This is a genomic window from Ureibacillus sp. FSL E2-3493 (genome assembly GCF_038077515.1).
In the GTDB taxonomy this organism is placed as follows: Bacteria; Bacillota; Bacilli; order Bacillales_A; family Planococcaceae; genus Ureibacillus; species Ureibacillus halotolerans.
This window is the reverse complement of the sequence record NZ_JBBOPK010000001.1, coordinates 2,946,162-2,964,246: the sequence shown is the minus strand read 5'-3', so window position 1 is coordinate 2,964,246 and position 18,085 is coordinate 2,946,162. Positions and strand designations below refer to the sequence as shown.

The 18,085-nt window shown below is 34.5% G+C and carries 17 protein-coding genes and 1 riboswitch; of the genes, 13 read left to right on the top strand and 4 right to left on the bottom strand.

What is annotated here, in order from left to right; all coding sequences use genetic code 11:
* Positions 1–6 precede the first annotated feature (6 nt).
* The 6 genes from MHH69_RS15335 to MHH69_RS15310 all read left to right on the top strand — a co-directional run bounded on the left by MHH69_RS15335 (position 7) and on the right by MHH69_RS15310 (position 9,017).
* Positions 7–231, top strand: a complete 225-nt coding sequence (locus tag MHH69_RS15335) for a hypothetical protein (RefSeq protein WP_122971546.1) — start codon at positions 7–9, stop codon at positions 229–231.
* A 201-nt stretch (positions 232–432) separates the two neighbouring features.
* On the top strand, positions 433–1,581 hold the full coding sequence (locus MHH69_RS15330; RefSeq protein ID WP_341362665.1) for a DEAD/DEAH box helicase: 1,149 nt from the start codon (positions 433–435) through the stop codon (positions 1,579–1,581).
* Between the two features lies 1 nt (position 1,582).
* Positions 1,583–2,812, top strand: a complete 1,230-nt coding sequence (locus MHH69_RS15325; protein ID WP_341362664.1) for an aminopeptidase — start codon at positions 1,583–1,585, stop codon at positions 2,810–2,812.
* 139 nt (positions 2,813–2,951) lie between these two features.
* A complete protein-coding gene (locus tag MHH69_RS15320; RefSeq protein WP_341362663.1) occupies positions 2,952–4,124 on the top strand; it encodes an exonuclease SbcCD subunit D in 1,173 nt (390 codons plus the stop codon).
* On the top strand, positions 4,121–7,195 hold the full coding sequence (locus MHH69_RS15315; protein WP_341362662.1) for an SMC family ATPase: 3,075 nt from the start codon (positions 4,121–4,123) through the stop codon (positions 7,193–7,195). Before MHH69_RS15320 ends, MHH69_RS15315 begins: the two co-directional genes overlap by 4 nt.
* Before the next feature lie 253 nt (positions 7,196–7,448).
* Positions 7,449–9,017 (top strand): IS1182 family transposase, encoded by a 1,569-nt coding sequence (locus tag MHH69_RS15310; RefSeq protein ID WP_341361490.1) that lies wholly within the window; start codon positions 7,449–7,451, stop codon positions 9,015–9,017.
* 146 nt (positions 9,018–9,163) lie between these two features.
* On the opposite strand, the gene MHH69_RS15305 is transcribed toward MHH69_RS15310, so the two are convergent.
* Positions 9,164–10,372 carry an ISL3 family transposase gene (locus MHH69_RS15305; protein WP_341362661.1) on the bottom strand — a complete coding sequence of 403 codons (1,209 nt, stop codon included), beginning with the start codon at positions 10,370–10,372 and terminating at the stop codon, positions 9,164–9,166.
* 305 nt (positions 10,373–10,677) lie between these two features.
* Here MHH69_RS15305 and MHH69_RS15300 point away from each other — a divergent pair, with 305 nt between their 5' ends.
* The 6 genes from MHH69_RS15300 to map all read left to right on the top strand — a co-directional run bounded on the left by MHH69_RS15300 (position 10,678) and on the right by map (position 15,190).
* Positions 10,678–11,406 carry a hypothetical protein gene (locus tag MHH69_RS15300; RefSeq protein WP_341362660.1) on the top strand — a complete coding sequence of 243 codons (729 nt, stop codon included), beginning with the start codon at positions 10,678–10,680 and terminating at the stop codon, positions 11,404–11,406.
* 63 nt (positions 11,407–11,469) lie between these two features.
* Positions 11,470–11,958, top strand: coding sequence for a hypothetical protein (locus MHH69_RS15295; protein ID WP_341362659.1), 489 nt, complete (start codon positions 11,470–11,472; stop codon positions 11,956–11,958).
* 226 nt (positions 11,959–12,184) lie between these two features.
* On the top strand, positions 12,185–12,556 hold the full coding sequence (locus MHH69_RS15290) for a hypothetical protein (RefSeq protein WP_341362658.1): 372 nt from the start codon (positions 12,185–12,187) through the stop codon (positions 12,554–12,556).
* A gap of 112 nt (positions 12,557–12,668) precedes the next feature.
* A riboswitch (TPP riboswitch) is annotated at positions 12,669–12,776 on the top strand.
* Positions 12,777–12,955: 179 nt separating this feature from the next.
* Complete coding sequence (tnpA, locus tag MHH69_RS15285; protein WP_341362949.1) at positions 12,956–13,411, top strand: IS200/IS605 family transposase; 456 nt, start codon at positions 12,956–12,958, stop codon at positions 13,409–13,411.
* Between the two features lie 203 nt (positions 13,412–13,614).
* A complete protein-coding gene (thiT, locus tag MHH69_RS15280; protein ID WP_341362657.1) occupies positions 13,615–14,175 on the top strand; it encodes an energy-coupled thiamine transporter ThiT in 561 nt (186 codons plus the stop codon).
* A 262-nt stretch (positions 14,176–14,437) separates the two neighbouring features.
* Positions 14,438–15,190, top strand: a complete 753-nt coding sequence (map, locus tag MHH69_RS15275; protein WP_341362656.1) for a type I methionyl aminopeptidase — start codon at positions 14,438–14,440, stop codon at positions 15,188–15,190.
* 26 nt (positions 15,191–15,216) lie between these two features.
* On the opposite strand, the gene MHH69_RS15270 is transcribed toward map, so the two are convergent.
* Positions 15,217–15,948 carry a hypothetical protein gene (locus tag MHH69_RS15270; RefSeq protein WP_341362655.1) on the bottom strand — a complete coding sequence of 244 codons (732 nt, stop codon included), beginning with the start codon at positions 15,946–15,948 and terminating at the stop codon, positions 15,217–15,219.
* A 519-nt stretch (positions 15,949–16,467) separates the two neighbouring features.
* On the opposite strand from MHH69_RS15270, the gene MHH69_RS15265 reads away from it, so the two are divergent.
* On the top strand, positions 16,468–17,019 hold the full coding sequence (locus MHH69_RS15265) for a GNAT family N-acetyltransferase (protein ID WP_341362654.1): 552 nt from the start codon (positions 16,468–16,470) through the stop codon (positions 17,017–17,019).
* Positions 17,020–17,079: 60 nt separating this feature from the next.
* On the opposite strand, the gene MHH69_RS15260 is transcribed toward MHH69_RS15265, so the two are convergent.
* Both MHH69_RS15260 and MHH69_RS15255 read right to left on the bottom strand, forming a co-directional pair.
* The gene (locus MHH69_RS15260) at positions 17,080–17,691 is read right to left on the bottom strand and encodes a beta-class carbonic anhydrase (protein WP_341362653.1); all 612 of its coding nucleotides are present in this window, start codon (positions 17,689–17,691) and stop codon (positions 17,080–17,082) included.
* A gap of 95 nt (positions 17,692–17,786) precedes the next feature.
* The gene (locus tag MHH69_RS15255; RefSeq protein ID WP_158599695.1) at positions 17,787–17,927 is read right to left on the bottom strand and encodes a hypothetical protein; all 141 of its coding nucleotides are present in this window, start codon (positions 17,925–17,927) and stop codon (positions 17,787–17,789) included.
* Positions 17,928–18,085 lie beyond the last annotated feature (158 nt).

The window sequence follows — 18,085 nt, the reverse complement described above, 5'->3', positions numbered from 1 at the left end:
AATGCTATGGAGCTAAATTTAATACTTAATATCGTCAGTATCGTTTTAAGTGTAATTGCCTTCATTTTAATTTTCATCCTTTTTAGTAAGGTTAAAAAACTATCAAAGCAATTAAACAAAATAACGAATGCAGAAACGAATAAAAGTATGACATTGGTCATTTGCAGAAACTGTGGGTCTCAAATGAATTCCAATTTATTAGTTTGTCCGAAATGTAAAACTGCTCGTTAAATAGAGTGTTTTCGTTAATGATTTAAAGTACAGCTAGTCTCAAAATTACTATGGGGCTAGCTGTTTTTCTTCTTAGATGTAGGAAGATTTAGTCATTTTTCGCCAGATATTATTAAAACGTATAAAGAATGTTGAATTTTCGAGTATTTCTGCAATAATATGGTACACTAAACGCAAGTAACTTAAGGTAGGTAAACGTAAATGTCTGTAATTAATTTATTGAATGAAACATTACAAAGTAAATGGAAATTTGAAACAACAATGAAAGTCCAGGATGAAATGATTCCGGCAATGCTTGATGGTAAAGATATCGTAGCAGAATCACCAACGGGATCAGGGAAAACGCTGGCATATGTTCTCCCGATATTAAATAAAGTAGATGGAAGCAAAAAACAAACCCAAGCTTTAATTGTCGCTCCATCTCAAGAATTAGCTATGCAAATCGTTGAAGTAATCCGTGAATGGACAGCTGGAACGGATATTACAGTTCAGCAATTAATCGGTGGAGCAAACTCTGCACGACAAATTGAAAAACTGAAGAAAAAACCAACGATTGTAGTTGGAACACCAGGTCGTTTAAATGAACTGGCTCGGGCGAATAAATTAAAACTAAAAGAAATTCAAATGGTCGTACTTGATGAATGTGACCAATTACTTAGCAGAGAATATCGTGTGATTGTCAAATCCTTTATAGAAGGTGCTGCGTACGGAAGACAAGTTGTCGTTGTATCAGCAACAATTACCGACGAAATTAAGCTTGTGGCAAGCCGTATGATGTTTGAACCTGTTTTAATTGAGATTAAACCTGAGGATATGGTGCAAGTAGGAAAAGTCGTTCATTCCTTTATAAAAATAGATGAGCGGGATAAAACCGATATGCTTAGAAGGCTTTCAAATATCGAAGGTTTGCGCGGTTTAGCGTTCGTTAATAACATTGACCAAGTGTTAATGAAAGAAACAAAATTAAAATATCGGGATGCTAAAGTCGTAACATTACATTCCGATATGAAAAAAGAAGAACGAAAAAAAGCCCTTGATGCTTTTAGAAAAGGGGATTCACGTATTTTAATTGCGACAGATATCGCTGCCCGTGGATTAGATATTGAAGGGTTAACCCATGTAATCCATGTAGATGTTCCTCGCACGATGGAACAATATACCCATCGTTCAGGTCGTACTGGTCGAGCAGGTGCTGATGGTGAAGTAATGACATTGCTTTCTTACAAGGATGAAAAAACGTATAAAAAGTTAACGCGTGAATTAAATGTAAAACCAGTTCAAAAAGTTTGGTACCAAGGAAAGGTAGTCGAAGGGAATTCAAAAACAGTTTCACAAAAGAGAGGGAAATGACATGACTTTTGAAGAGAAATTGGAACAATATGCCGAATTAGCAGTAAAAGTAGGAGTGAACATTCAAAAAGGGCAATACTTACTTATTAATACTTCCACTGATACCCTTGATTTTACTCGTATCGTTGTAAAAAAAGCTTATGAGGCAGGAGCTGGAAGAGTTCAAGTGAACTTAAGTGATCCTGTTTTTACCCGAGCATTTTATGAATTAGGGGCAGAGGAAGAATTTAGTCAATTTCCAAAGTGGATTGTCGCCCAACGTGATGAATTAATTGAACGTAAAGGTGCGCTTTTATGGATTGATGCAGAAGATCCCGATTTACTAGCAGGTGTACCAACTTCTCGACTTTCAGCTCAACAAAAGGCTTCAGGAAATGCATTAGTTCGTTATCGTAAAGCAGTGATGAATGATGAGATTGCTTGGTCCATTATTGCGGTTCCTTCGAAAAAATGGGCAGCAAAAGTGTTCCCAGATTTACCTGAAGAAGATCAAATGGCCGCTTTATGGGAAGCAATTTTCAAAACCGTTCGAATCGGCGAAGGGAATGCCGTTGAAAAATGGCACGAACATGTTAATAATCTAGAAAGCCGTGCAGCCCAATTAAATGAAAAGAAATTTGTTAAATTACATTATAAAGCCCCTGGAACAGATTTAACGATTGAGCTTCCAGATAAACATTTATGGGTATCAGGTAGTAGTAAAACGCCGGACAATACAACATTTATTGCCAATATGCCGACGGAAGAAGTGTATACATTACCTGCGAAATATGGTGTGAACGGTACGGTAAGCAATACGAAACCATTAGCATACCAAGGAAATATTATCGATGAATTTACGCTAACTTTTGAAAAAGGAAAAATTGTAGAAGCAAAAGCTGAGGTAGGGAATGAATTATTACAAGAATTAATCACTTCCGATGAAGGTTCAGCTTACTTAGGTGAAGTAGCTCTAGTGCCACATGAATCACCTATTTCTTCTTCGGGAATTTTATATTACAATACATTGTTTGATGAAAATGCTTCAAACCACTTAGCTATCGGGGAAGCATACCCAACGTGTTACGAAGGTGGCCGGGAGTTGGAAGAAGGGCAATTAGAATCTTTAGGCATTAATGTTTCCATTACCCATGTGGACTTTATGATTGGAAGCTCCGAAATGGATATCGATGGAATATTAGCTGATGGAACAGAGCTCCCGATTTTCCGAAAAGGGAACTGGGCATTTTAAGTAAATGAATTAAAAATTACCTTGATAAAAGGACCAATTTTCACGAATGTTTGTTCGCGGAATAGGGTCCTTTTTTAATCGAAAAATGTTACAATAGTAAAAATAAATTGGTGAAAAAATGAATGGAGGTTCGACGATAATGAAAATATTTCATACCGCAGATTGGCATTTAGGAAAGCTTGTACAAGGAATTTATATGACGGACGATCAACGTTATGTGTTAGAACAATTTTTACAAGCAATTGATGAAGAACAACCCGATGTGATCATTATTGCCGGTGATTTATATGACCGGGCATTGCCTCCAGTTGAAGCAGTTGATTTATTAGATGAACTATTAGCTGAAATCGTATTGAAACGGAAAGTGCCGGTATTAAGTATCGCAGGAAACCATGATAGCCCAACACGTTTGCAGTTTGGAAGTAAGTTAATGAGTGAGGCTGGTTTACATATTGTTGGGGAGTTATCGTCCAATTTACAACCGATTGTATTGGAGGATGAGTTTGGAGAAGTCCATTTTCATTTAGTTCCTTTTGCTGAACCTTCTTTAGTGAAACATATTTTTGAAGATAACAATATTAGTAGTTACGATGATGCGATGAAAAAGGTCATTGAGTCCATTGAGGAGAAAATGGATAAATCAAAACGGCATGTATTTATTGGACATGCCTTTGTAACACCTTATGGAGAACATGCAGACAATACAAGCGATTCCGAACGACCTTTAGCGATAGGTGGTTCCGAATGCGTCAGTGCAGAACATTTTAAACCTTTTCACTACACAGCCCTTGGTCACCTACATAAAGCCCACTATGTATTAAATGAAACGATTCGTTATGCTGGATCACCTTTAAAATACTCGGCATCGGAAGCCAATCATGAAAAAGGTTATTTAATCGTTGAATTGGATGCTGATGGACAAGTATCAGTCGAAAAGCGAGCTTTCCGTCCAAGAAGGGATTTACGAATCGTTGAAGGATCTATTCAAGAAATATTAAAACATTCAATTAGTGAAGATTATGTATTTGTTCGATTGACCGATCTAACTCCGGTGGTAGGGGCAATGGAACAAATTCGAACGGTTTATCCAAATGCCATGCATGTAGAACGTAAAACTTTACCAAGATTAGAGTCATCAGAACAAGGGGAAGCCATTCGCAGGGAACAAATGGATGAGCTTAGTTTATTTAAAGCATTTCATCAAGAAATTTTAGGAGAAGAACCTTCTAATATTGCTCAGCAACTATTTGAGGAAGTGTTACAAGAAATGCTCGAAGAAGAACGGGAAACAAAAGAGGTGGTCGTGAAATGAAGCCAATTAAATTAACATTGAGAGCATTTGGTCCATATAAAAATGAAGAAGTAATTGACTTCACTGAGCTACAAGATAACCGTTTATTTGTCATTTCAGGTTCGACAGGTGCAGGGAAAACGACCATTTTTGATGGAATCTGTTTTGCTTTATATGGCTTTGGTAGTGGCCAGGACCGGAAAGACACGAAAATGTTGCGTAGTGACTTTGCAGAAGATAATGTACATACTGCGGTAGAACTCATTTTTGAAATCCATGGAAAAATTTATCGTATACTACGACAACTTCCTCATGTGAAAGAGGGGCGGAAAACCGCTACTGGTGAAAAATATGAGTTCTTTGAAATCGTAAACGGACAAGAAATACCAGCTGTGGAACGTCAAAAAGTAACGGATATTAATGACAAAATAGAAAATATTATCGGCTTAACCTACGACCAATTCAGTCAAATTGTCATGTTGCCTCAAGGGGAATTTCGTAAACTATTAACCTCCCAATCGGATAATAAAGAAGCAATCTTGCGTAAAATTTTTAAAACAAATCGATACGGCGAGATGACGCAAAAGTTAGAAGAAAAGAAGAAATTGGCCGACCAAGAGTTAGATAGAGCGCGAACTTTGAAAAATAGTTACGTAGCTCAAATTGCAGGGGCACTTCCAAGAAGGGATTCCACTCTCTTTACTGTATTAGACCAAAATTCAAATATCTATCAAATCCAGGATGCTCTAGTTGAGGAAATTCAATATTATCAACAAAAAATAAAAGATGATCAAAAAAACTATGAGCAAGCGGTTGAGAATCATCACGAAAAGTACAATCATTTTTTGGCTGCTAAAGCTTTAAATGATCGAATTGAGTCCTACGAAAAGAAGAAGCTGACATTACAGCAATTAGAGCAACAGAAACCCCTTTATGAACAAAAGAAAAAAGAATATGAAGCGGCCATTTCCGCGGGTAAAATTCAACCTTTAAATCAACAATGCCATGCTTTATATCAGGACAAAGTGAAGCAGCAACAGATTCTTTCAGAAATGATGCAGCGGTTGGAACAGGCAAAAAGAGATTTAACGGATGCCCAAAATGCTTATGAACGGGAATCTTTAAAACAATCAGAAAGGGATGCATTAACCCAAAAAGTAAATGAACTTCAAAAGCTTGTCCCCCTTTATGAACAAATTGAAAAACAAAATCAAATCGTCCATACTTTAGAAACGGAAGTACAAGGTGCAAAAACGATCTTCGAAAAAGTGGACAAACAATTAGCCACTGAAAAGGAGCAATTGGCTCGCATAAATGGTTTAGTTGAACAATTAGAAGAAAAAACGGGAAATTTAAACGAGCTTCTTGAGCAGCAAGTGTATTTGCGAGAAGTCGTGAATACGTTCGCCCGTTACAAAGAGTTAGTGGTTAAGGCAAATCAATTCAAAGAGCAATATGAAAAGATTGTTGAGGAATATAATGCGGCTCGAAAAGATTATGAATTGGAAGAGAAGAAATGGTTAAGTAACCAGGCTGCCCTTCTTGCTACAAACTTAATACCTGGAACACCTTGTCCTGTTTGTGGTAGTACTGACCATCAGCAAGTAAATTTAAACCACGAGGAAGCAGTGGATGAAAATTCATTAAGAAATAGGAAGTCTTTATTAGCTAGTGTAGAACAACGGAAATATTCGATTGAAGCGAATTATAATACATTGCAGGAGCAAGTAAAAAAATATGAACTAGAACTAGGACGATTAAAAGCTTCGATTGATAATGAAGACACTTTCATTCAACAATTGAGTGCGGTAAATGAAAACGTGCAACAAGTAAAATTAGGAATGGATAAACTAGCTCAATATAAAAAACAATTAAAACAAATGAAAGAAAACTATGAACAATTAGAGCGCATACGAAAACAAACGGAAGAAACTTTCAGACAAAAAAATGAACAGCTTTTAAAAGAAAATATTATCCTTTCGGAACAACAAAAGTCGATTCCTCCTCATTTACAAGAGTTGAGTCAATTACAGCAGGTAATCCAGGAAACGGAAATTCAAAAAAATGCTTTATTGGCACAATGGGAAAAGGTCCAAAAGCATTTATTAGAAGTGGAAAAGTTTGTTGCGACAACTGAAGAAGGAGTAAAACAAACGACTAAAAATATTGAGCATTTAGAAGAAAAGTTAAAGCATGCCAAAGAGCAATTTAAACAATCGATGGCTGATGCAGGATTCGATAACTATAAACAATTTGAATCAGCTTTACGAACGGATGACGAAATACAAAGTTTATATCAATTGTTTATGGAGTTTTCTAATGAACTACACTCCATATCTACACAAGTAAAAGAAGAAAGTATTGAATTAGAGGGAAAACAAAAGGTTGACTTAACAATAGCAGAAGCGGAAGTCCAAAGCTTAAAGGATGAATATGAAAAAGCATTGCAAAGGTTAAATACTTCGAAGGATTGTGAGCGACATGCGATTGATTTTTCAGAAAAACTTGATCATGTAGCGAACCAAATTTTCCAATTAGAAGAAAAGTCGAATCAAATTATTAACTTATATAATTTGTTGCGCGGTCAAAATAGTAAAAAAATATCTTTTGAACGCTACGTTCAAATGGGGTATTTGGAACAAATTACAGAAGCAGCTAACATTCGATTGAAAAATTTGTCCAATGGTCAATATTACTTACAATGTTCAGACCGTCAAGAATCCCATGGACGCCAAAGTGGTTTAAGCTTAGATGTGTATGATACGTATACTGGGCAATCAAGGGATGTAAAATCCCTTTCAGGAGGAGAGAAATTCAATGCTTCTTTATGTCTTGCTTTAGGAATGGCGGATGTTATTCAAAGTTTCCAAGGCAATGTAAAAATCGATACGATGTTTATCGATGAAGGATTCGGTTCCCTTGACGAAGAATCGCTTATGAAGGCCATTGATACATTAATCGATCTCCAAAAATCAGGAAGAATGATTGGGGTCATTTCACATGTTTCTGAGTTAAAAGCAGCAATGCCGGCAATTTTACAAGTTGAAAAATTAAAAGAGGGCTATAGTAAAACATCGATCGTCGTAAAGTAAAAATAGGCTCATTTTCTTATTCAATGAGAAATAGAGATTCTAAGAATAAAAAACTTAACAAAGAATATAAATAATCATAAATTTATAGCAAAAAGAAAAGAGGCTGGGACAAAACCCTCCTCTAAATAAAAAAAGCCGGTGAAATTTTACGAAAAGTAAAATTTCACCGGCTTTGAATTTTTTACAATAAAATAAGGACCTCTTCTGATAAAATTAAGTTACCACACAAAACCATATCGAAAGAAGGATCCTTATGTTTAAAGATTATAACATGAATCAACTCATTTTGCCTTTAGATTTAGAAGTAAAATTACAAAATAATGATATTGCTTTCCATATCCATCATCTAGTTGAAAGTATCCCTCATGAAGCGTTCGAACCATTTCTACGAAATGAGGGGTGTCCTGCCTATCATCCACGTATGATGCTTAAAATTATCTTATGTGCCTATACACAATCTATCTTCTCAGGACGGAAAATTGAAGCCCTATTAAAAGACAGTATCCGAATGATGTGGCTAGCCCAAGGATATGAACCAAGCTACCGTACAATCAACCGATTCCGTATTCAACCAGAAGTGAAAGATTTAATTCGTCAATGTTTCGTTCAATTCCGTTGCCAATTGATTGAAGAAAAGCTTATTGATCAAGAAGCGATTTTTATCGATGGTACAAAAATTGAAGCAAATGCGAATAAATTTACGTTTGTTTGGAAGAAAACCATTGAAAAATATCACCAAAATTTAATTGAAAAGTCAAACCAGCTATACAATGAGCTACTAGAGAGTGAAATCATACCTGAAATTCAACGTGAAAGCGATAAACAGTTATCATTGGAAGAACTCGCTCAATTAGTTCAAAAAGTGGACGATGTCGTAACTGAATATGATAAACAAATTGAAACATCATCAGATGTTCTAGAACGAAAAGCCTTAAGAAATAAACGTAAATACCCGAAACAATTACGCAAGCAGTTGATTGATTTTGTCCTACGTAAACAAAAATACGAAAGAGACTTTGAAATCTTTGGTACACGCAATAGCTATTCTAAGACAGATTCAGATGCGACGTTTATGCGAATGAAAGATGATTATATGCAAAACGGACAATTAAAAGCTGGATATAATGTACAAATCGCAACGGAAGGTCAATATACGCTTGCCTATAGTATATATACAAATCCAACAGATACACGTACGTTAATTCCATTTCTAGATGAGATTGAGCAACATTATTTTGAGTTACCAAAACACATTGTTGCAGATGCAGGTTACGGTAGTGAACAAAACTTTCATGATATCCTTTCGAATAGAAAACGAGAAGCACTTATTACGTATAGTATGTATTTGAAAGAACAAAAGAAAAAGTATAAACAAAACATATTTAATCCCGATAACTGGACGTATGATGAAGAAACCGATACATATACATGTCCTAATCAAAAACGTCTTGAATTTCAATATTATTCTGTCCGTAATGACCACACAGGCTTCCAACGGAAGCTCAAAATTTACGAGTGTGAAGACTGTTCGGGATGCCCATTCCGTTCATCGTGTACCAAAGCTAAAGAAGGCAACAATCGAAAATTAATGGTAAATGAAAAATGGGAACAGCAAAAAGAATATGTAAGAGCGAAGCTTTCAGAAGAGAAAACAAGTGCCATTTATCGAAGACGCAAAATCGATGTGGAACCAGTTTTTGGATTCTTGAAGGCTAATTTGCGTTTCACTCGATTTTCTGTACGAGGAAAATCGAAGGTAGAAAACGAAATGGGCCTCGCGTTAATGGCTGTGAATTTAAGAAAATTCACGGCCATTAACTAAAGAAAAAAGGTCCTTTGTCAAATCTGGGGGTGAAGTTTGAGAGAACAAGAGAATTTGAGGAACAGATTAATCTTTTCCTGCCATCCAATTCTTCCGAAGCGTAGCGAGGAAGAATTGGATGGCAGGTCGCGGCTCGCTTCGATCCCTCATCCAACATGCAACCCTATTTTTCTATACATGTGACCTAATAAAATTTTTGCTTTAAAGTGCTCATATTTGCGGAATCCATAAGCATTTCGCTTGAGCACTTTTGATTTATTGTTAATCCCTTCTAGAAATCCATTTGAATAATTAAATATAAAACTGTTCAAGATTTCTACCTGCCAGTTTTTTATCGTTTGAATACGTTTTATAAAAGATGGAATGTTTGCCTCTTCTACCTTGCGGTAAAACGCTTCTAAACCTTCTTTGACCTTTTGAATATTCTTCTCTTCCTTAGCTTGTGTAAACCACTTTTTATACGCTTCTTTTAACTCATAGGCTTTTTTCAATTCAGGTGATAATCCAAGATAACGGTTTAAATACCAACGCTCATCTTCTGTTAATTTTGCAGAGTTTTTATGTAAAACAAATCGCATACGTTTACATTTTTTGCGATCATAAGCATGCATTTCTTTTTGAACTTTCCTTCTGACGTCGTCTAAAGCCCAATGAATATAACGACAATAATGGAATCGATCCGCTACAATGATTGGCTTTGCTAATGCTTGATGGACAGCTGCTTTAAAGCTTCCATTCATGTCCATCACAACGATTTCCACATCTTGTCCATATTTTTGTAAATATGTTTTTATCGTTTGTAGTCGCCGATTCGGCAAAATATCAATTGGTTCATGTGTTTCCGCATTTGCTATAATTAGCTGATATTTCCCGGCATCTGTATCTGCTTTATATTCATCAATGGCAATCGCCTTTGGTAAACGAAACCCTTCTGGTAACGCTGCTTTTGCCTGTTTATTGAATCTACGTAGTATTGTTGAAATGGATGTACCGAGTATCATTGCAGCATCTTTAAATGTTTTTGATTTAACCGATTGAATAATCATGGCTTGATTTGTTTCTTTAGAAAAACGTTGGTAACGCTCAACAAATGGGGCCTTTTCGGCAAATCGCTTCCCACAAATACAACGATAACGGCGGCATTTATACATCAATTGCGTTGAACGTCCCCACATTGGAAGATGCCCAATCTTACGCATTCGATAGTCATGTACTTTCGACGTCTTTTCACCACATGCTGGACAAATGTGTTCTTTTATGGGTATTGAAATATACACTAAAATTCTATTTTCTTGTTCAACAATTTCCTCAAGGTTTACTCCTTTTAATCCTGGTAAATGCATGTTAAAATTCATACTGCACAACTCACCTTTACTACTTGTTTCTCGACAATTCAAGTATAGTAAAATAGGCGATGTTGTGCATTTTCTTTTTCATAATTGAATGAAAACCCCAACAATTATAATAGAACCAGAAAAAAAGAATTTACACACCAAAATAGAGAAAGGTGAATTTGAGTTTCCTCAAATTCACCTTTCTCACTATTTGAAGCTAGTTATGTCCCAGCCTCTTTGTTAGAATCTGGTACCATTATATTTATAAGCAATTTGAACTTGTGGAGTAAATTGGGGTTAACACAAAGGTAAAGGTAGGTTTATGAATGAAATTCGATTTAAAAAGGATAGGTAGATTATTAATCACACTCTCTATTGTAAGTCTATTAGGATGGAGTGATGTAAATGAAAAAATAGCTAAAATCATTGAGGAAAAGTTATCCGAAAAGTACAATGAATCCTTTGAAGTTCAATATTTAGGGGAACGGTGGGGGACGAAAAGTAATGATACGGTAACGACGTATGTGAAAGCATTAGAATCTGACATTCTATTTACAGCCATTATGGACAAATCAAAAAACATTATTGAAAATTACCCTGAGATGCTTTTAATGAATAAATTTGCATCGGTTTTTAATAAAGTGATTGAAGATCAAGGATTAGATGCTTCTTCATGGATTAATAGTTATACTGAACAATCCTTTGATATTACAACAGATATGACAATCGATGAATATATTGAAAAATCGAAAACGGACTATATTTTCGTTGAAATTGTCATGAAAAATGGTGATAGTATTACAGCAGAAAAATTAAAAACGATTGTACAACAAACTTACAATCAGTTTAATGGCCCTTCTATTTCCGCAACTTATTGGATATTTAATGATGATGAATATACAAAAGTGAATAAAACGTTAAAGAATGTGGCAAATATAGATCCCTCTGATTTAGAAGGTTATGACTATGATAGTAAAGTTTTTGTTGAGTTAACAAAAGATGGTTTCGTCGATTCGGACGAAGCTATAAACAACATGTTAAATCGGGGAAATTAATTAAAAGTTATGCGAGAGTAGGTTGGAAATGAAAACAAAATATTGTTTTTAGATAGTGTTGTGATGGTAGCTACACTCTTGACTCTATGTGGATGCAGCTCATTAAATGAAACAACGTCTAACAAGATTGAAACATCGCTTGAGGATAAATATGGTTTTAAATTTGAAGTGTCCTCAATTGGAGGAAGATCCCGTAGAGGTGGAAGCGGCACGGTTCAAACATATGTTTACCCCCAAAATGACGAAACACTCCATTTTAATGCGATTACAACAAAAGAGGGTGAATTAAAAGACGATTATATTGGACGAATTATTAGTGAGAATATAAATGAAGAAATAAAAGGTGAAATGGATGGAGTCGAATTACAGACTTCTACTAATATGTTTTATCTTAGTGCTAATGATAAAGAAGAAACAAATCTTGATATCACGCTAGCTGAATATGTTGAAAAATATTCTCCTAGATATATTACAACTTCAGTTGTTGTAAAAGAGAATTCGACAATTACATCTACTTCATTTCAGCTTATTATGGAAAAGATTCACAGCTAAATCCCAGAAATAGTATATTATATGAATGTTTTTTTAATTTCGGATAAGGATTACGAAAGCTTTTTTGGAAAAGCCTAGTAGCTTATCTTTCTTTGATAAATCTAATTTAAAAGATTATAAGATTTTGAATGAATATAGACTTTATATCGATAAAGATGGTTTTAAAGATTACACATCAAACAAGAATAAGTAGGATAAAAGGAAAAATTAACCAGGTTCCGAATATATGAACGAAATTGTACGAGAATACTTACCAAATGCGAATACAAAAATAAAATTATTAACACAAAGTATAAAAGAATACAAAGACGGTATTGAAGACTTTGAAGATTATTATAATAGTAAATATTTCTTGATTAAATTGTATGTTTTCGATAGCACTCTCTCATTTGAAAATAAAAGCAAAATTAATAGTGTTTTAGAGAGATTAAAAAGTAAACCAATCATGGTGGAGTTTGTGCAAATAAAGGAGCAAGCTAAAGTTGAAGATTTTGTTAAAAATCATACATTAAATGAAATTTTAGAATCAGAGTTACCGATAAAAAGTTTAGAGTTTACCATTTCAAAAAATGGAGAAATTGAAGGAACGATTAAGTAAGCTAGTATTTCTCCTTTTCTTTTTTAAGACACATATTTTTATCTTAATAACCTAGTTGAAAAAATCATATACTTTGATACAATAAATGTGTTCTAACAATAAAAAATGATGTATTTACCACAAGGGGAGCTGATGAAGTCAGCTGAGATTGTGCACTTATTGCACTAACTCTTTGAACCTGTAAGTTAGTACTTGCGAAGGGATGTGGATAGAAACCGACTCCATTCATGGCGTTTAGGCTCTGTCCTGACGCCATTTTTATTAATTCTTTTAAAACCACGTGCTCTGCACGTGTGAAAATATACTTTTAGAGTGGTAATGGAGATGGAATTAAAAACTCCTCTCGATATAATGAAAATGGCCGTCAAACCAAATTCAAATCGAGAGGAGTTTTGCTCAATGTCGAGCGACAATAGTTTATCACACACAAGATGGAATTGTAAGTATCACATAGTTTTTATACCAAAATACAGAAGGAAAGTAATCTACGGTGAATTAAGAAAAGACATCGGAGCGATTTTAAGACGTCTATGTGAAATGAAAGACGTAGAACTCATAGAAGGACATGCAATGCCAGATCATATACATATGCTGGTTAAAATTCCTCCAAAATTATCCGTATCACAATTCGTAGGCTATTTAAAAGGAAAGAGTTCTTTAATGATTCACGATAGACATGCAAATTTAAAATATAAACACGGAAATCGAACGTTTTGGGCAAAAGGATATTATGTCACTACAGTAGGTCTTAACGAAAAAGCGGTAGCAAAATACATTAGGGAACAAGAAGCTGAAGATCGATTACGTGATCAAATGACGAGTAGAGAATATATAGACCCATTTAAACGAGATTAAAGAACAAATACGGTTGACGGTCAATTAAAAAAGCCCCTTTAGGGGCAGTTAGTAAGGAGCCCTTATAGGGCGTTACTAAAACCGCCTGTTTTACAGGCGGATATTTATTTGGAGTAAAGGGGCATTGTTTCCAAATAATAATGGGCGAAGATTTCTATTCCTTCTCAATGTTCTACATCGGAATAAAAGAGAGGAGAGTTGTTATGAACAATAAAAGATTATTAATGCTCGTTGAAATTGCTATTTTCGCGGGAATTGGTGTTGTGTTAGACAAATTATCGTTTTCGTTATGGGCACAAGGTGGCTCTATTAGTTTTGTGATGGTTCCGATTCTTTTAATCGCTATTCGTTGGGGATTATCTGCTGGAATAATCACTGGACTATTAATCGGTCTTATCCAAATCCTTCTTGGTGGCTATATCCTTCACTGGGCTCAAGGGTTACTAGACTATATTGTTGCCTTTTCAGTAGTCGGATTTGCAGGTATATTCCGCAAGCAAATCGTCGATGCTGCTACGAATTTAAATAAAAAAAGAATGGGATTATACATTGTTTTTGGAACAGTTGTTGGTGGATTGTTGCGTTACGCAGCACATACCATTGCTGGTGCTGTATTCTTTGCAGAGTATGCAGGAGATCAAAACGTCTGGGTGTACACAATCGTTTATAACGGATCTTATATGATTCCAGCGATTATTTTAACTGCGATCGTTGGTGTACTAATCTTTACGGCTTCTCCTAGATTACTAAAAGCCAATTCTTAATAAAATAAATTCTATAATATGATAAAGAAGAACCAAGAATCGATACGGTATTCTTGGTTTTTTAGTTGTTTAAATAGAAACAATGAAAGTTCGAGAAATGTTTTATTACTGAATAGATAATCCCATCATTCGATCTAAAAAAGGACTACGTATAGATAATTCTGAAAAGAAAAAACGATTTCCTATCAGGTGCAATTGTCATAAAAACCTTTTCGATTATGGTATATTATATAAAGATATGTATATAGGAAGGACGTTTAACATGATTGTTCAAACAAAAGAAGAATTAGAAGCATTGAAAAAAATTGGCCGTATTTGCGCTGAAATTCGTGAAGCCATGAAAGCAGCAACAAAACCGGGTATTACGACAAAAGAGTTAGATGAAATTGCAGGACGTATGTTTGAAGAGGCAGGCGCAATTTCTGGACCAAAAGGAGAATATGATTTCCCTGGTTATACTTGCATTAGTGTAAACCACGAAGTTGCCCATGGGATTCCTGGTTCAAAGGAAATTAAAGAAGGAGATATGGTCAATATTGACGTTTCTGGTTCTTTAAATGGATATTTTGCGGATACGGGTATTTCCTTTGTTGTAGGAAGTGGTTATACTGAAAAGGAAAAGCTATGTACGGTTGCAAAATCTGCCTTTGATCGTGCGATGACAAAAGTAAAAGCGGGCTCAAAGTTAAATCGAGTTGGTAAAGCAGTTGAACGGGAAGCGAGAGATAATGGTTTAACTGTTATTATGAATTTAACTGGTCACGGAATTGGCCGTTCCCTACATGAAAAACCAGATCACGTTTTAAATTATTATGATGCTTGGGATGCAACGATTATGAAGGAAGGAATGGTTTTAGCTGTAGAGCCATTCATATCCGAAAAAGCAGAACATATTGTGGAAGCTGGAGATGGGTGGACATTTATTACACCTGACAAATCTTTAGTAGCACAAATCGAACATACGGTTATTGTTACGAAAGACAAACCAATCATCATTACACAAATTGAAGATTAAAAAAAAATTCCTGTTCACTTGAAGAATTACTTCAAGTGCGCAGGATTTTTTTTCATAAAGAATATGCCCACTACCAAAACACCTATTAAGAAAAGAGCGGCGGTCGTTACTAAAAGTTCATCAAAACCATTTGAAACTGCAATTCCTAAATAACACCATATAAAAACGATTGGATACACAATATCAAAATGATGATAACGAAGATGTAGTGCAATGGCTGTACCGATTGTCATAAGAATAACTGTCCAAAGGGCACTGCTTAAACCGAAACCTTTCCACTGCATATCAACAAGTAAGTACCAACCATGTAGAATTAGTAGATAGGTAGACCAACTAAAATAAATAGCAATAGGCATTCTTAATTTGAACAATTCCTTTTTTAATGGATAAGTTAAATAAAGTCCAAATAATAAAATGACTTGTATAAAAAATAAAACAAAGGATAGTAAAAAATGTTCACTATGCCAACTCCACAGGGAAGCAATTTGAAAAATAACTACACATAAAAAAAGAATAACTTGGGGTATCGAAATAAAATAATCAGTGCGGCGTAATTTTATGTAGTTATATATCCAAAGGAAAAGAAAAATGAACACAAGAACCCATATGTAATAAATAAAATTAGCTGGTGCAAATAGAATCGGTAAACGATCTATAATTTGAATAGTGGAATGCCCTTTGAATTGTAGCCAAAATGCATTGACTGTAAAAAGTGTGACTACAATAACCGATGTAAATAGCAGGATTATACGACCCATTCTTTCCTCTCCTTTCTATAAAATTATATACATTTACTAAGATTTGAACAACAATTTCCAAATAGTAATAAAATTTTGGAAAAACCTAAACAATCTTTCAATTGCTTTCGATAAAAAAATACAGATATAAAATATAGCTACAGTTCTCCTAGTTTTCAATGGATGTTTAGAGCATATGAATTATAATATCCTACTTTTGATTAGATGGTGAATCCCTTTTTTGAAAATAAGTAACCTTTACTAATATAATGTTCAAACATTTAGAAAGCATAATAAGCTGGGCGTAAATATTCAGTTTATTGTATGCATACATGTAATAGTGGATAAAAAATAAGCGATTATTAATAAGAAGTATTTTAAAGGAATTTTTTTAATCATCAAGAATAATTTCTTAAGGGTTGTATAAAGACGTTCATAATGTAAATGATGGAAACAGTTGGATAAAATTTGAGGAAAGGCTTTAAGGTATACGGGATGGTAAAAAAATTTTTGAATTTACTACATAAAAAGGGTGATCATTTGATAAAGCTCGAAAGTGATCGATTATTATTACGGACATTAGTGGAATCCGATGCAAAAAATTTAGCGGATTTAATGAGAAGGAATAAGTATTTTTGGTCTATCCACGAACCTCTCCATGAGGATGAGTTTTACACGGAAGAAGCTCAATTTAAAAAAATATTAGAGAGTATGCATTTGCTACGAGCAAATCGAGAATATTCCTTTGGTATTTATGAAAAGGGAAGGAATTATTTAATCGGTCATATTTCGTTATATGCCATAAAAAGGTTGCCTTATAATAGTGCGTTCATCGGGTACTCGATTGATGAAAATTATACTCGAAAAGGTTTTGCTACGGAAGCAGTTAAACAAGTCGTTGAATTTGCCTTTCAAAATGTACAATTACATCGTATTGAAGCCTATGTATCACCGAAAAATGATGGTTCCATTAAAGTATTAGAAAACGCCCATTTCGTTCGAGAAGGTCTATTAAGAGAGCTTTTATATATTAACGGCCGTTGGGAAGATCATTATTTATATTCTTTACTACGATATGATTATTATTCATAAACGTTTTCGTACAATAAAAGGGCTAATGTTAAACGATCGTTTAAGATTAACCCTTTTACATTATTGTTCAATTTTTGTCGTATCAATCAAATTATTTTTCGTTAAATATTCATTCCCATCGGAAAGTAAATCCAGCTTCCCAGTATTCGGATCCATGATTAGTCCGTGGACAGGCGTTCCGTTTGGCATTAATGGGTGATTGCGAATTAAATCAACGCTTTTCAAAACACTTGTTGAAACATCTCCAAATCCTCTAAGCCACTCCACTAAGTCAATACCTGAAAATTTTACAGTATTAATAATATCTTCATTTACACCACGTTCAATCATATGGTGAATCATCAATTCTGGATCAATTGCACTCATCCCACAATCATGATGGCCAATCACATATACTTCATCTGCTTTTAGTTCATAAACAGCTACTAATAAGCTACGCATAATAGCTCCAAAGGGATGGCTAACTTGTGCCCCGGCACTTTTTACTATCTTTACATCTCCGTTACGCATATTCATAGCTTTTGGAAGCAATTCAACTAAACGAGTATCCATACAAGTTAAAATAACTGATTTTTTATCAGGAAATTTTGATGTAATGTAGGGTTCGTATTGTTTAAATTTAACAAATGACTCATTAAAACTAAGAATTTCATTTAAAGATGATTTCATCATTCCACAACCCCTTATTGTTGATAGCTTAAATTATAGTATATATGAAAAAAGTCGACAAACCCGGAATGGATTTGGTCGACTTAACGAATATTTCATTAATATTTTTCAGTTGGTTTAGGATCGATTTTAACAGATGATGCAGAGTTTAAACCGACGCGTAAGTAATGAATGAACATAGCCATAGCAATCATAATTACTACGAAAAAGCCCACTACAGTAGAAATATACATACCCATTGTTGAAAGACTCCTTTCTTATAAACAAGTGTCATTGTTTCCTATTATACAATATATTCATAAACAATTGTATCTTAAGATGAAAATTAATATTGGCAATTTCACGAAGCTTTGAGAATGAATTGCTAATATTTTTTATGCTAAAGCTAATAAATATA